Source organism: Candidatus Nitrosopumilus sp. SW (genome assembly GCF_006740685.1).
Taxonomy (GTDB): Archaea; Thermoproteota; Nitrososphaeria; order Nitrososphaerales; family Nitrosopumilaceae; genus Nitrosopumilus.
In genome coordinates this window covers 701,710-715,277 of record NZ_CP035425.1, presented here as the reverse complement: position 1 = coordinate 715,277, position 13,568 = coordinate 701,710, and the positions used below count along the sequence as shown (strand labels likewise).

The 13,568-nt window shown below is 31.5% G+C and carries 16 protein-coding genes and 1 other RNA gene; 6 read left to right on the top strand and 11 right to left on the bottom strand.

Translation table 11 applies throughout. From position 1 onward, the window contains the following. Window positions 1–17 precede the first annotated feature (17 nt). A complete protein-coding gene (locus tag Nisw_RS04415) occupies window positions 18–296 on the top strand; it encodes an acylphosphatase (protein WP_141976852.1) in 279 nt (92 codons plus the stop codon). Here the strand turns inward: Nisw_RS04415 and Nisw_RS04410 are convergent. The 4 genes from Nisw_RS04410 to Nisw_RS04395 all read right to left on the bottom strand — a co-directional run bounded on the left by Nisw_RS04410 (window position 293) and on the right by Nisw_RS04395 (window position 3,114). Further along, a complete protein-coding gene (locus tag Nisw_RS04410; RefSeq protein ID WP_141976850.1) occupies window positions 293–625 on the bottom strand; it encodes a DUF5655 domain-containing protein in 333 nt (110 codons plus the stop codon). The genes Nisw_RS04415 and Nisw_RS04410 overlap by 4 nt on opposite strands. Before the next feature lie 32 nt (window positions 626–657). Then, an RNA gene (gene ffs / locus Nisw_RS04405) (signal recognition particle sRNA) lies at window positions 658–969 on the bottom strand. Window positions 970–1,004: 35 nt separating this feature from the next. Then, a complete protein-coding gene (locus Nisw_RS04400; RefSeq protein WP_141976848.1) occupies window positions 1,005–1,919 on the bottom strand; it encodes a TIGR00269 family protein in 915 nt (304 codons plus the stop codon). Between the two features lie 43 nt (window positions 1,920–1,962). After that, the gene (locus Nisw_RS04395; RefSeq protein ID WP_141978501.1) at window positions 1,963–3,114 is read right to left on the bottom strand and encodes a site-2 protease family protein; all 1,152 of its coding nucleotides are present in this window, start codon (window positions 3,112–3,114) and stop codon (window positions 1,963–1,965) included. An 88-nt stretch (window positions 3,115–3,202) separates the two neighbouring features. On the opposite strand from Nisw_RS04395, the gene cutA reads away from it, so the two are divergent. After that, window positions 3,203–3,514 carry a divalent cation tolerance protein CutA gene (cutA, locus tag Nisw_RS04390; protein ID WP_141976846.1) on the top strand — a complete coding sequence of 104 codons (312 nt, stop codon included), beginning with the start codon at window positions 3,203–3,205 and terminating at the stop codon, window positions 3,512–3,514. Here the strand turns inward: cutA and Nisw_RS04385 are convergent. Both Nisw_RS04385 and Nisw_RS04380 read right to left on the bottom strand, forming a co-directional pair. Next, window positions 3,511–4,560, bottom strand: a complete 1,050-nt coding sequence (locus tag Nisw_RS04385) for an mRNA surveillance protein pelota (protein ID WP_141976844.1) — start codon at window positions 4,558–4,560, stop codon at window positions 3,511–3,513. The genes cutA and Nisw_RS04385 overlap by 4 nt on opposite strands. Window positions 4,561–4,590: 30 nt before the next feature. Then, a complete protein-coding gene (locus Nisw_RS04380) occupies window positions 4,591–5,004 on the bottom strand; it encodes a hypothetical protein (RefSeq protein WP_141976842.1) in 414 nt (137 codons plus the stop codon). Between the two features lie 171 nt (window positions 5,005–5,175). Between Nisw_RS04380 and Nisw_RS04375 the strand changes: the two genes are divergently transcribed. Then, entirely contained in the window at window positions 5,176–5,595 is a 420-nt protein-coding gene (locus Nisw_RS04375) for a secondary thiamine-phosphate synthase enzyme YjbQ (RefSeq protein WP_141976840.1), read from the top strand. A gap of 4 nt (window positions 5,596–5,599) precedes the next feature. Here Nisw_RS04375 and Nisw_RS09145 read toward each other — a convergent pair whose 3' ends face one another. Genes Nisw_RS09145 through Nisw_RS04365 form a run of 3 tightly spaced genes read right to left on the bottom strand, consistent with a single transcriptional unit; the run spans window position 5,600 to window position 7,035 of the window. After that, entirely contained in the window at window positions 5,600–5,764 is a 165-nt protein-coding gene (locus Nisw_RS09145) for a hypothetical protein (RefSeq protein ID WP_185736674.1), read from the bottom strand. Window positions 5,765–5,803: 39 nt separating this feature from the next. Beyond that, window positions 5,804–6,265 carry a metal-dependent transcriptional regulator gene (locus Nisw_RS04370; RefSeq protein ID WP_141976838.1) on the bottom strand — a complete coding sequence of 154 codons (462 nt, stop codon included), beginning with the start codon at window positions 6,263–6,265 and terminating at the stop codon, window positions 5,804–5,806. A gap of 2 nt (window positions 6,266–6,267) precedes the next feature. Next, window positions 6,268–7,035: a TrmB family transcriptional regulator gene (locus Nisw_RS04365; protein WP_048071334.1), complete on the bottom strand. Its 768-nt coding sequence runs from the start codon at window positions 7,033–7,035 to the stop codon at window positions 6,268–6,270. A 116-nt stretch (window positions 7,036–7,151) separates the two neighbouring features. Here Nisw_RS04365 and tes point away from each other — a divergent pair, with 116 nt between their 5' ends. From tes to Nisw_RS04350, 3 genes are read left to right on the top strand one after another with little or no spacing between them, the layout of a single operon-like run. Next, window positions 7,152–8,816: a tetraether lipid synthase Tes gene (gene tes, locus Nisw_RS04360; protein WP_185736683.1), complete on the top strand. Its 1,665-nt coding sequence runs from the start codon at window positions 7,152–7,154 to the stop codon at window positions 8,814–8,816. 51 nt (window positions 8,817–8,867) lie between these two features. Beyond that, window positions 8,868–9,893 carry a glycosyltransferase family 4 protein gene (locus tag Nisw_RS04355; protein ID WP_141976836.1) on the top strand — a complete coding sequence of 342 codons (1,026 nt, stop codon included), beginning with the start codon at window positions 8,868–8,870 and terminating at the stop codon, window positions 9,891–9,893. A gap of 50 nt (window positions 9,894–9,943) precedes the next feature. Beyond that, entirely contained in the window at window positions 9,944–10,951 is a 1,008-nt protein-coding gene (locus Nisw_RS04350) for an SDR family NAD(P)-dependent oxidoreductase (RefSeq protein ID WP_141976834.1), read from the top strand. Window positions 10,952–10,955: 4 nt separating this feature from the next. Here Nisw_RS04350 and Nisw_RS04345 read toward each other — a convergent pair whose 3' ends face one another. Both Nisw_RS04345 and Nisw_RS04340 read right to left on the bottom strand, forming a co-directional pair. Continuing rightward, window positions 10,956–11,870 (bottom strand): NAD-dependent epimerase/dehydratase family protein, encoded by a 915-nt coding sequence (locus Nisw_RS04345; RefSeq protein ID WP_141976832.1) that lies wholly within the window; start codon window positions 11,868–11,870, stop codon window positions 10,956–10,958. A 36-nt stretch (window positions 11,871–11,906) separates the two neighbouring features. Further along, on the bottom strand, window positions 11,907–13,508 hold the full coding sequence (locus Nisw_RS04340) for a glycosyltransferase family 39 protein (RefSeq protein ID WP_141976830.1): 1,602 nt from the start codon (window positions 13,506–13,508) through the stop codon (window positions 11,907–11,909). Between the last annotated feature and the right edge of the window lie 60 nt (window positions 13,509–13,568).

Sequence of the window (13,568 nt, the reverse complement as noted above, 5' to 3'; positions counted from 1 at the left end):
TCTGAAATCTTTGTTGAATGTCAAATCAACGAATTAGGCTTTTTGTAACAGGTAGAGTTCAGGGTGTTTTTTTTCGCCAGACCTTAAAAACAAAAGCAATACAAAACGATGTTTTTGGATGGGTAAAAAATCTCAAAGATGGTCGTGTTGAAGCCGTTTTAGAAGGTAATGAAGAAAATGTTAGTCGATTAGTTGAATGGGCTCATGCTGGACCTGCAAATGCAATAGTTGGGGATGTAGAAATCCGAAATGAAAAATTTTCTGGCGAATTCTCAAAGTTTGATGTTTTGTATTAGCGAATTTGCTCATATGCTTCTTTAATTAAATCTCCAAATTCAGAAATTTGCTGGTTTTTATTGATTTGAATAATTTCTATAGGGTCTTTTCTGTTTTTTTGAATTTTTATCACAACTCCTTCTTTTTGGGGTTCTACATCTGTAAACCATCGAAATGTTATGGATTTACAAAAAACAACTCTGTGCATTCTAACATCTTCAACCACATTTTCTCCTAAATCAAAACAAAATTCTCGAATTGAATTAAACAATGGTATTACTTGAGGAGGAATTTGCTTTTTAAAATCCTCATAACTTCTTTTGTTTCCAAATGAAATTATTCCTTCCATGATCTTGTAAATTTGTGTTTAATAATAAATGGTAGCAGATCTGTTGGTTCCAGTCTAGACGAATAGCCCCATTTCAAGGCGTACAAGATCCGCCACGTTGACGAGGAAGCGTGGATGCTCCACCTTAGGATTGCTCCCTCCCGGACCTCATCCCTTTCGATGGTTCGGTCTTAGAAGTCATCCCTTCGGATAATTCTAGTCCTGCAACCACCCGCCTCGGCGTGATTTCATTTCCGCACACCAAGCGGGAATTACCCATCTAGAGATTTACCCAACAGTTACTGATCTCTGCATATAGCCGGTTTCAGAATAGGGCACGGCTGGCACCCTGATCCTACCTACTACCAATTTTTCTAAAACAAAGTATGTTATATTTGCATTAGGTTTGATTCTCTTTTAACTTCAACACCATGTTGCAAACTGAGCATACATTTCCTGTACAGTCACTACCACATTTCTCACAAATCGTTTTTTCTTTGTAGTTTGTTTCTTTTACTATACTTGATACTCTGAGAATTGATTGATACAAATTATTTTTAATTCCACTGTGTTGTTTTTCTAACGAATTTAGAAATTCACGAATCTCTGTTCTTATTCCTTCATTCATGTGAGGACAAGGTTCTGATTGGAATGGAATATCATTTGTAAATGCATAAAACACTATCTCAGATTCATATATCTCGCAAAATGGTTTGATTTTTCTTAACGAATTTGAAGATGTATCAGGATCCATCCATCCAATTTTATTAGTATCTCCTGAAAGCATGTTTATGACAAATGTTTGTAATGTGTCATCTAGATTGTGTCCCGTTGCAATAACATCTGCACCAATATTTTTTGCAGCATGATCGATTGCTCTTCTTCTTAAAGTTCCGCAAATTGAACATGATGATGTTTTTTCATTTTCTCTCAAATCCAATGCTTCATCAAGTGTTAATTCAAAGAGATCTTTGTAAGAGTAAACTTTGTGTTCAACACCTAACTCTCCACAAAATTTTTCAACAATTTCTAATGCTTCATTTCTATATCCTGGAATGCCTTCATCAATAGTAATTGCTTTAATTCTAAAATTATGAGTCGATGACATTTCGTGAATTATTTTCAATAGTGCAAGAGAATCTTTTCCTCCAGACACGGCAACAGCTACTAATTCATTATTTTTGATCATTTTGTGTTTGGAAATGGTTTTTGCAGTCTTTCTTACAATGGAATTTGAGAAACATTCTGAACAGAGTTTTTGCCCAGAATATTTTCTAGTATAAACTGCTGAATTTTCACATCCATCACATTTCATGAGTTTGGATAATTTTTTTCATTAATGATTCTTTAGGTATTTTCTATATTGTGAACCAACCAGATTTTACATATGACAGGGCAATATTCAGACCAAATAATGCAAAAGTGAATGCATAGATTCCCCACATTACACCATTAACTGCTTTTTCTGAAATTCTTTTATCAATAATTGTATGAATGAATTTTCCACCATCTAAGATAGGTAGTGGTAGCATGTTGATTATTCCGATGAAAAATGATATCATCCAAAGCCATAGAAGGAACATTGAAACATTTGGGTCGTTCCATTCAATGAAATTCATTACTGGTTTGTATGCAAATGAATTGTCTCTCATAATTCCAATTAATCCTCTTTCTGGATCGTCTGGTGCTGGCATTACTTCAAGACTAAATTCTAATGGTTGACCTTCTCTAAGTATGGAAACACTTGCTGTATCTCCTGGATTCAAACTGGGGAAATCAACCGGACTCAGAATCGGTTTATCATTGATTGACGTAATGATGTCATTTGCAAGTAGTCCTGCTTGTTCTGCTCCTGAATTTTCAATGATTGAGAGAATTAGAACTCCTTCCGGTAATTCATAAAATACACTCAAGAGTGGTTCAGGTAAAACCATTGCAAAAAATGGATTTGTAAGTAAAATTGCTCCTAAAACAAATGCAAAAATTACATTTGATGTTGCCCCTGCTCCAATAACTCTAAGTTTTGAAATCTTTTTTGCTTTGTTAAATTCTTCTTCATCAGGTTCAACAAAACCTGCAAACATTGCAATAAATATTGCAAAGCCTCCTGTTTTGATCTTAATTTTTTCTAATGCTGCAACAATACCATGTGCTCCTTCATGTATTACTAGTACAACTGGAATTGATAGTAAAAAGTATGTAATTGATGCTGCTGAAGTTAATGTAACTCCTGGAATAAGAACAGTTAATTCTGAAAATTCTGTTTGTGCAACAAAAAAATTTGCAACATTATTTAGCAAAAACCAAAATGCAAAACCCATCATAATGAAACCTGAAATTACACTTACATCTGCAAAAACTCTAATTCCTCTTCTTGTCCGACTAAGAAGTTTTAACAATACTGAATTGACTTGTTTATTTTTGTAAGTTAGACTATATGCCTTTATTTCAAAACCATGTTTTTCTAACTTTAATCCCTTGGCAACAATGACGATAATTACCCATGCCATTAATACATAGATAATCGAATTTTGAGTAATAAAATCAAGTTCCAAATTAATTGTAATTTTTTTAAGGTACGGACATTTATCGGTTACTATGAAACCAACAGTAATCATCTCAACTTATCCTGATAAAAAATCAATTACAAAAATTGCAAAAATGTTTGTAAAAAATAAGACAGTTGCATGTGTAAATATTTCTAAAATATCTTCAATCTATTCTTGGAATAAAAAAATAGAAAATACCTCTGAATACATTGCCATCTTTAAAACAACATCAAAAAATAAGAAATTACTTAAAGAAAAAATTAAGGAAACTCATCCATATGATGTTCCAGAAATTGCTGAAATAGATGTGACTTCAATTAACAAACCCTATCTTGATTGGTTAATAGACTCTACAACTTAGGATTCTATTGAATATCGTAACAAGGAAACAATTCCGCCCAAACCTGTTACTCTCAAACCTATGTCTGTAGAAGAGTCAACACCATACATCTTCACTCCTTTACTCTCAACATCATTTAGAAAATCTATCATTTTTTGTTCGTCATCTTGAATTGCTTTATCTGAAAAAATGAGAGATTCAACTGCACCCATTTGATTTGCATTAAATGTCTCATCAAAACCCATTGTGAATTTCTTGCTTTTTTTGTTTGCAAGAAGCATTACTTCGTCAATAATTGATGATACTTTTGCCAATTTACTGTCTGACATTATCTCTTTCATTGTATTTGATTTTGTAAACGTGTAAATTCCATCTTCGCCTCCAGAATCTATTCCTTCAACCACTTGAATTTTGAATTTTTGTAAATTTTGAGATTTTTGAATAAAATTAGCAAATCGCTTTTTTGTTTCTCCTGGACCAAAAATTACTATTGTGTCTCCTTCTTTGAGAATAGTTGAAACTGCTTGTTGTACTTGTTCAAAGAATTTTTCAATGTTAAAATTAGTTTTGTATCTCTTTCCACCAGAGCCTGAATAGATATTTGGCATAAATTCTAAATGTGTTCCTCGTAATCTTGCGATTCCACTATCTCCTGTGTCTATTGCTACTAACACAAATCCAACTTGGTTGTTACTTGATTCTAAAAGATTTTTTTCAAATGGTAACCATTTTTTCTTTGAGATTGTAATTCCATCATTAATTTTTAAGATAAATGAATGATGAGAACCATGTGGTACTGATTCATTACTTGATTCAGTAATTATTCCTCCGATTCTTAATCTATCTAACACATCATCAAGTGAAATTTTTTCTACAGTTAATGCAATTCTGACTTTAACTCGTTCTCCTTTATCTGGTCTTGAATAGTCTTTATCCTGTTTTAGTACTCTCGTTGTATCTCCAATCACTTTATCATTTTGTTTAATTATTCTACGTAAATTCAAAAGATCATCTGAATCTTCTGGGATGACAGAAATTAAATTCTCATCAATATTCTTTGTAATCATATTGTTATTCCAGTCTAAAGAGAAAACAGTTTAGTTTGCTACTTCGTTAGTTTTTTCTTCAGATTTTTTCTTTAGATAACTTTCAACCCAATCCAAAGTAAGAACTCCTGATTCTGCTAAATTTGTTAAAGAGTTTGCAGATGCTTCTCCGGTTACTTTACCATGGTTTCTTTTTAATTGACGCCATTTGAGAGATGTATTACCACTTTTTGAATTATAAATAATTCCTAGAATATCTCTTGCATTAACAAATGTGATATCTCTAATTTTTTTCAATGTTACTTTATCAGCTGCTTCGACATAAATTGCACCTAAACTGTCTTCTCTTTCAGCAAATACTTCTGAATCATCCAAATAACTTCTTGGAGCATAAGATTTGCATGTGCTAGAGATGATAAATCTTCTAAAACTTTCTACTGATGCTGGAGTGTCAATTGCAACCATTTTGAATGAATGATCTATTGGCCATTTATCAAGCTTCTTGAAAGACTCAATAGGAATCTGCCTCAAATATGACTTGCAGGTGGTGATGAACCTATCCCTTTGAAATGATGATGAGGATCTTGAGTTCTGAGCCTGCCTATGATTTTAATTGGTGCTTCACTTAGGTAAATTATGAACTCACTAACTGAATATCTTACCTTTAATGTACAATCTCGTAGAGGATTTCTCAATATTACCCCTGAAATTAGAGAACTAGTAAACAAAAGCAAGGTCAAAGAAGGTTTGTGCCTTGTCAATGCGATGCATATTACTGCTAGTGTTTTTATCAATGACAATGAAGGTGGATTACTTCATGACTATGAAAAATGGCTTGAAGAACTAGCACCGCATACTCCAGTTGATCAATACAGACACAATGATACTGGAGAAGATAATGCAGATGCTCATCTAAAAAGACAAGTCATGGGAAGAGAGGTAGTTGTTGCAATTACAAATGGTGAACTAGATTTTGGTCCGTGGGAGCAAATTTTCTATGGAGAATTTGATGGAAAACGACCAAAAAGAGTTTTAGTAAAAATAATCGGTGAATAATTTTCTATCCGAAATCTGCATCACGTTTCTGACTTTGTGATTCATTCTTTCTTGCTGCGGCTCTAAATTCCTCATCATGATTTTGAGGTCCATGTCCACACTTTACACATGCAATTTTGAATCCATTATCATTTTTTTCATATGTTTCACATCCACAAAAACATGCCATGTTTAATCTAATTCCTAAGATGATATATCTTTTGGGATGTTACTGTGAAGAAGCTGATTTACAACATTCTCCAACTGGAATATCATGATCATGAGGGCATTTTCTTGGATGCTTTAACATTGTACATAATGCATCTGTGAATTGTTTATTCATATGGTGTTCAATACCGCATACCATTTCCTCATCAATATCCACTTTTAGTGCACTATCCATTAGAACTTCTAATAATCTGCTGTTTCTCATCATGCTAGAACCAATTGCTTGACCTTCATTTGTAAGTTTGACTCCTGCTTTATTGTAAGTTACCAAATTCTTACTGTTTAGTTTTTTTAGCATTTGGACTACACTTGGTTGTCTGACATTGAGCATTTTTGCAATGGTGCTAATTTTGACATCTTCACCTCTTTCTTTGATGTGCCAAATTGCTTTGAGATACATCTCTACGTGTTCAGCTTCTGCTGTTCCTACAAATAGAGTCTCTTCATCATTTAATGTATCCATATTCATACCTTCTTTGAATCTTTTAATAAATATTCGAAATATTGACGTGCAAATCCTGCTAATCCTGCATGATCTGCCCAAATTGCAACCACATCTGAAGAATTTTCAGCAGCAACTGCTGGACCCAATAATATTACAACATATTTTTTATCTGAAATTATTCCTCCGCCAAACAAACCTTTCTTGATTTTTACTGTTGCAACTCGTTTTATTGCTTTGATGTATTCTTTGTCCATCTTATCTGATGTAAGAATTGTGATTTCTACTCCCTTGTCATGTAGTGATCTTAATTTTGGTAATGCTTGCTTTACCAGTTCTTCACCAGCTTCAGGTAATGCAATCATCACCTCGTTTCTACACGTTTCAACCATCTCTAGAATTTTTGCTGCAATGTTTATTGCACCTGATAATACCCAAATATCTGGTTTCTCACTGGTTCCGCTTTTCTCATACAATGGAACTAGTTCATTTAGAATAACACTTTGATTCTCTGAAAAATCATTTTCCATTTTTTGCTTTGTAGTTTCTAATCCTGTTGATGGTGATTTTGCAAAATATTTAGTTGGTCTTGAATCGTCTGTTCCAATCCAACCTTTTTCTTCTAGAGTTCCTAGAACTTCATAAATTTTTGAATATGGCACTCCTGATTTTTGACTGAGCTCTGATGCTGTTAATTCTCCTGATTTTAGTAATGCAGAAAATGTTCTAATCTCATAACTTGTCAGACCTATTTTTTCTAATGCTTTTCTAGTCTTATCTGATATGCTCATCCGATCTAATCGATCAGTTTTGATATTTAAATCACGTATGCCTGCTTCCTAAATTCCACCCGAGGCCAAGTATGAAATGCATTATATACCATTTCAGAAAAATGCCCATAGTAGACATGGCTCTGATTCAAATATCTAATCAAACTACCAAGAATTTAGGTAAAAAATCTACAATTCGATTCACTCAAAGTATATGCCCTGACTGTAACATGATTTTGGATGCAGAGGTCTTTGAGAGAGATAACAAAGTTTTCATGTCTAAAGTTTGTCCAACTCACGGCGAATGTGAGGAATTATACTTTGGCTCTTACGAATTATACAAAAAATTTAGTACATACTGGATGGATGGCAAAGGTGCTCATGCTCCAAACGTAATGATTGACAAATGTTCTTGTCCAAATAACTGTGGATTGTGTTCAAATCACTTGTCTCACAGTGGACTAGCAAACATGATCGTAACTAACAGATGTGATTTGACATGTTGGTATTGTTTCTTTTATGTAAAGAAAGGTCTAGAAGGTGCTTACATGTACGAACCAGATCATACTCAAATCAGAGGTATGATGAAAACTCTAAGAGCAGAAAGACCAATTCCAGGAAATTCTATGCAAATTACTGGTGGTGAACCAATGCTTAGAGAAGATATTGCTGATGTTATCAAAATTATGAAAGAAGAAGGTGTTGATCATATTCAGATGAACACCAATGGAATTAGACATGCAATGGATCCAGAAGCAGCACGTGAAGTAAGACTTGCAGGATGTAACAACTTGTATCTTTCATTTGATGGTGTAACTGCAAGAACAAACCCAAAGAATCACTGGGAAATCCCATATGCACTTGATAGTTGTAGAAAGACAGGAACAACTGTCGTATTTGTTCCAACAGTAATCAAATCAATCAATGATCACGAATTAGGTGGAATTATTAGATATGCTCAAAAGAACATGGATGTAGTTCATGCTGTAAACTTCCAACCAGTATCATTAACTGGTAGAATGGGTAAAAGTGAACGTGAAAAATATAGAATCACAGTTCCTGATTGTATTCAAAGAATTGAAGAGCAAACAAATGGTGAGGTAACTGTTGATGATTGGTTCCCAGTACCAAGTTGCATGCCATTAACAAATGTAATTGAAGCATTCTCAAGCAAACCAAAATACGAATTATCAATTCACTTTGCTTGTGGTGCAGGAACATACATCTTTGAAGATGAAGAGACCAAGAAGTTTGTTCCATTAACAAAATTCTGTGATATTCAAGGAATGTTAGAATTATTTGAAGATAAAGCCGAAGAAATTCGTTCTGGTAAAAACAAGTACTTTACAATGCTTGAAGTTGTAAGAAAACTCAAAGGATTTGTTGATTCAAAGAAGCAACCAGCAGGATTAGACTTGGCAAAGATGTTTGGTAACATTTTGATGAAGAGATCATTTGATTCAGTTGGTTCCTGGCACGTCAAAGGATTGTTCCTTGGTATGATGCACTTCCAAGATAAATACAATGAAGATCTAGAAAGACTACAAAGATGTGATATTCACTATGTTACTCCTGATCTTAGAATTGTACCATTTTGTGCATTTAATGTAATTCCTGAATGGTATAGAGATAGAATTCAAAAGAAGTACTCTATTACTGTTGAAGAATGGGAAGAGAGAGAAGGCGTAAAACTCGAAGATGGTCTATACAGAGGTCTTATGAGACGTGGTGCAGGTGATGAACTTGCAGCAGGGTGTGCTAAGAGTGAGATGTTCCACCAAGCAGCACAAGCTACAATGTAATAGAATTTTTTAATCCAAGACCTTAATAAGTTCAAACTTAATTTTTGAACAATGAAAATTCTGATCATTTCTCCAACTCAAGAAGGGATTGGTGGTGTTGCCAGACATGTGCAAGGTCTTACAAAATTTTTAAAAAATCATGGACATGAAGTAGACATAATATCTTCTGAAAATACATTTACCATTCCTATACGAAAATTAAAAAATCCTAGCTTTATGATATCTTCTTTTTTAAAAACAAAATTTTCTAAAAAATATGATCTAGTACATGCTCAAAATGTTGTATCTGCGTTTGCAATGAAAAATGTCTCAGGAAAAAAATTATTGGCAATACACGGAATTCATCATGAACAAGTAAATGTTCTTCATGGAAAAACTGCTGGAGATGCAGCAAAAGATTATGAAGGAAAAGCATTAAACTGGGTTGATGCAATAACAGTTTCTTCTAAAGAAATGCTTGATTATTATTCCCAAAAAGGAATAGATACATTTTTTCTTCCGAATGCATTGGATTTGCAAGCAATCTCAAAAACATCTAATCGAAAATTTGAGAGGCAAATTGTTTACGCTGCTAGATTATCAAAAGAAAAAGGTATTCTTGAAGTATTGGAGATGGCAGAAAAATTACCTCAAGACATTCATCTTTTAATTTTAGGATCAGGTGTGGAAGAGAATAAAGTAAAAGAATTATCAAGGCGACAAAAAAACATCCATTTTTTGGGATATCAAAACAGAGAAAACACCTTATCTATAATTCGTGGCTCTGACTTGTTAATACAACCATCTAGAATGGAAGGTGGATTAAGTTATACTCTGTTGGAATCTATGGCATGTGGAACTCCGATTATATGTACTAATGTTGGTGGTGCTAAAGATACTTTATCTCATATGAAAAATGCATTTATTATAAAACCTGAAAATTCCAAAGAATTAGAGAATGCTATTATTCAATTAATGAATAATCCAAAACAAAGGGAAGAACTGAAGAATAATGCTTTAGATGAAATTAAAAATCATGATTGGTCAGTTGTAGGGCCAAAATATGTAGAAATTTATGAAAAATTACTTTCTTCATAAAAACCAAAAAAGAACAATAGTTATTAATTCAAAATTATTGTAAAAAATAATTGCAATCAATTCTAAATAAAAAAAATATTCTTGTAACTGGTGGAACAGGTTCTATAGGACAGGCTCTAGTTAAGAGATCTATTTCTGATGGTGCAAAGCATATCAAAGTATTCAGTAATGATGAAAATGCATTATATGAAATGGAGTTAGAATTTGAAAAATTCAAGAATATTGAATACATAATTGGTGATATTAGAGACAGTGAAAAAATCAATAATATAGTAAAAAATTGTGATATAATTTTCCATGCAGCTGCACTTAAACATGTAGATAGATGTGAACTTCATCCGTTAGAAACTATAACTGTAAATATTTTAGGAACAAACAATGTTGCTAAAGCAGCTATTCATGAAAATGTGAAAAATGTAATATGTATTAGTACTGATAAGGCTGTAAATCCTATAGGCGTAATGGGCGCAACAAAATTACTATCTGAAAAATTATTTTCTGCTGAATCTTTTCATTCGCAATCAAAAACCATTTTTGCATCTGTTAGATTTGGAAATGTTTTTCATACTAGAGGCTCTATTTTACCACGAATAGAAAAACAAATCCAAAAAGGTGGACCGCTAACATTAACGGATGAACATATGAATAGATATTTCATGACTAAAGAAGATGCTGTAAATTTGATTATTAATGCAACAAAAATAGCTAGGGGTGGAGAAACTTTTGTTCTTAAAATGCCTCTTTTAAGGCTAAATGATCTTTTTGATGCTATGAAAGAAATTGTAGGTCCAAAATATGGATTCAAACCTAATCAAATTAAAACTAAAAAAATAGGAATTAGACCTGGAGAAAAATTAACTGAGTACCTTCTCACAGATTTTGAAATGAATCATGCGTTAGAAACAAAAAATTTCTTTATAATTCCTAAAATGTTTGAATCAATAGATCCGAAAAAATATGTTGGTTCTAAAAAACCAAAAAATATTTCAACATACTTTAAAAACCAAAAACCCATTTCTAAGCAAGAAATAATTAAATTTTTAAAAACTGTATACTAGTTTTTTATTTTGATAAGTAACTCTGAATTAATTTTTTTAATCCATCTCTAAGATTTATTTCATGATTCCAATTAAGTAACGTTTTAGTTAATTCCATATTTGCTTGACTAAAATTAACATCTCCCTCAAGTGTGGGCCCATGTATAATTCCTTGGTCGTGACCAGATAATTCAATCATTAATTCAGCTAAATCATTAATGGATGTTGGAATTTCTGTCCCTACATTAAAAAATCCATGTTTAACCCTACTCTCCATTGCAACTAAATTTATCTTAGCAACATCATTAACATGAATAAAATCTCTTATTTGTTCTCCATTTCCATTAATTACAAATTGTTTTTTATTTTTAATATTTTCAAGAAATTTGGTAATTACTCCTGCATAAGAACCTGTTTGACCAATTCCATATACATTAAAGTATCGTAAACCAATTATTGGTAGATTTTCTTTCGAAAATTTTGTTGCAAGATTTTCAACTTCTGCTTTTGTTTGTCCATATGGGTTAATTGGTTTTTTTACTGTATCTTCTTTTATGGAAATATTTTTTGGATTACCATATATGCTTGAACTACTTGCAAAAACCACACGAATATTTTCTTTTTTTGCAAATTCAAAAATATTTTTTGTTCCAATTACATTTACTTCATAATACTCTTTAGGTTTCTCAAATGATTCTGGAACTGCAGTCAATGCTGCTTCATGAAAAACTCCATCATAATCTTTATCAATTCTGTCTAGACTCTCTTTATCTCTTATATCCATTTTAACAAATTTGACTTTATCAAAAACTTCTTTGATATTATCTCGTTTCCCCGTGTGTAAATTATCTATAACATCTACATTATTTCCCTTTTTTACAAGTAATTTTACAATATTGCTACCTATGAAACCTAATCCCCCAGTAACAAGATATTTCATAAATTCTTTTCATATGTTATATGTTTAAGTCTTAAACTATCTTAAACCCTCTTTGAATTCTTCATAATCTATCTCAAAAATTTTTACATTATATTCAAAATTATGTTCTTTAGAATCATAAATTTTTGTTAAATATTTAAATTCATTCTCATTTTGAAAAATTTTTTCTATGAATTTTGCCCTTCTTTCCTCTTTATCGTCAACTACAAGGTGACTTATTCCCTGTTGTTCATATTTAATTAAAAATTCTTTTATTCCAAGCTTTTCATCCTGCATTATTCCGACAAAATAGTCACAATTATGAATATTAAAACAATATTTCATATTGTCTCCGCTATTTACAAACTCACTTCTTAAAATTGGAAATTCTTCTAATTCTTTCATACCTAAAATTGGTAAATATCCTGATTCTGGAGGAAACTGATTAGTTATTTTTGTATTTCCTGAAATAATTTCTGCAATTTCTAAAACTTCTACTATATGTTGTTTATCCGTCTTTTTTATTTCTAGAAAAGAAATTGAAGAAATTAAAATAAGACTTAGAATAACTACTATCACTAAATTTTTGTGTGAAAAATATTGAGAAAATTTCTTGATCGAAAATATTGAAATTATACATAAAATAGGATAAAGTACGTACAAATATTTTGTATCTGGTAAAAATGAAATTGAATAAATTGCAGGGATCGAGAGAAAAAACAAAATTACCATGATTTCAACACTCTCAAATTTTTTCTTTTGAAAAATTCTAAAAAATCCATATGGTACAAGAAATATAAAAATTGGAATAGATGCCAATCCAATTAAAGTAAAGATATTTTGTAGTTCTTCTGTTTGAGATTCTTTTTGTATTGTTATTGATTTACTTGCATCTAAATTCAAATCTGGAATTCTTGATAATATTCCATCACTGCCATTTACTTCTACTTTGTAGGTTGAAATAGGCAATATTATCAAAATAAAAACAAATATCAGAATGGGAGTCTGTAATACTGCTTTTTTTGAATTTTTGAATTTAATGATATACATAACTGTAAAAGGAATTATCATGACAATTGCTTCGGAACGTACTATTGTAGCAAGTGATATGATTGGAAAAGAAAGAAAAACTATCTCTTTTCGTTTAGATAAAAAACATACAATTGATACAGTTACTAAAAGAATGAATAATGACTCTGAAACTCCTAGAAATGAATTTTGAATAATTCTAGGTTCAAATGCAAATATTGCAGAACCTACAAAAGCATATTTTTGTGAAAAAAATTTTCTTCCAAGGTAATAAATTGGAATTATTGTTAAAACTGATAATATTATACTAACAAGTCTTTGTATTACCATATAATCCATAAAATTATTTGAATCTAATACATGGAAAAATAATGATAAAAATATTGGCCATCCATTATTTGCTGGAGAATAGTCTAATGGTAATGTTCCTAAAATTGAAATATCATTTGCATACCAAAAAAATAAAAGCCCATCTAATATAATTGGAATTTCAAATGGTGAATAATACATTCTGAGAAAAAATCCTGTTATAGATATAGCTGTTATGACCACAGCCCACTGATATTTTGTAAAATTATTTTTTTTAAAATCTTGTGCTATTCCATTTTCTGAATTATTTTTTTTAGACAACTTTTACATCACATTTCTGATTTTTCTAAATTTTTATTAAAATAATATCGAAAAAGATTT

What these genes read in the sequence shown, in the direction of transcription:
- Nisw_RS04415 (WP_141976852.1), top strand. Translation starts at nt 18, where the DNA reads ATGTCAAATCAACGAATTAGGCTTTTTGTAACAGGTAGAGTTCAGGGT.
- Nisw_RS04410 (WP_141976850.1), bottom strand. Translation starts at nt 625, where the DNA reads ATGGAAGGAATAATTTCATTTGGAAACAAAAGAAGTTATGAGGATTTT.
- Nisw_RS04400 (WP_141976848.1), bottom strand. Translation starts at nt 1,919, where the DNA reads ATGAAATGTGATGGATGTGAAAATTCAGCAGTTTATACTAGAAAATAT.
- Nisw_RS04395 (WP_141978501.1), bottom strand. Translation starts at nt 3,114, where the DNA reads ATGGCATGGGTAATTATCGTCATTGTTGCCAAGGGATTAAAGTTAGAA.
- cutA (WP_141976846.1), top strand. Translation starts at nt 3,203, where the DNA reads ATGAAACCAACAGTAATCATCTCAACTTATCCTGATAAAAAATCAATT.
- Nisw_RS04385 (WP_141976844.1), bottom strand. Translation starts at nt 4,560, where the DNA reads ATGATTACAAAGAATATTGATGAGAATTTAATTTCTGTCATCCCAGAA.
- Nisw_RS04380 (WP_141976842.1), bottom strand. Translation starts at nt 5,004, where the DNA reads ATGGTTGCAATTGACACTCCAGCATCAGTAGAAAGTTTTAGAAGATTT.
- Nisw_RS04375 (WP_141976840.1), top strand. Translation starts at nt 5,176, where the DNA reads ATGAACTCACTAACTGAATATCTTACCTTTAATGTACAATCTCGTAGA.
- Nisw_RS09145 (WP_185736674.1), bottom strand. Translation starts at nt 5,764, where the DNA reads ATGGCATGTTTTTGTGGATGTGAAACATATGAAAAAAATGATAATGGA.
- Nisw_RS04370 (WP_141976838.1), bottom strand. Translation starts at nt 6,265, where the DNA reads ATGGATACATTAAATGATGAAGAGACTCTATTTGTAGGAACAGCAGAA.
- Nisw_RS04365 (WP_048071334.1), bottom strand. Translation starts at nt 7,035, where the DNA reads ATGAGCATATCAGATAAGACTAGAAAAGCATTAGAAAAAATAGGTCTG.
- tes (WP_185736683.1), top strand. Translation starts at nt 7,152, where the DNA reads ATGGCTCTGATTCAAATATCTAATCAAACTACCAAGAATTTAGGTAAA.
- Nisw_RS04355 (WP_141976836.1), top strand. Translation starts at nt 8,868, where the DNA reads ATGAAAATTCTGATCATTTCTCCAACTCAAGAAGGGATTGGTGGTGTT.
- Nisw_RS04345 (WP_141976832.1), bottom strand. Translation starts at nt 11,870, where the DNA reads ATGAAATATCTTGTTACTGGGGGATTAGGTTTCATAGGTAGCAATATT.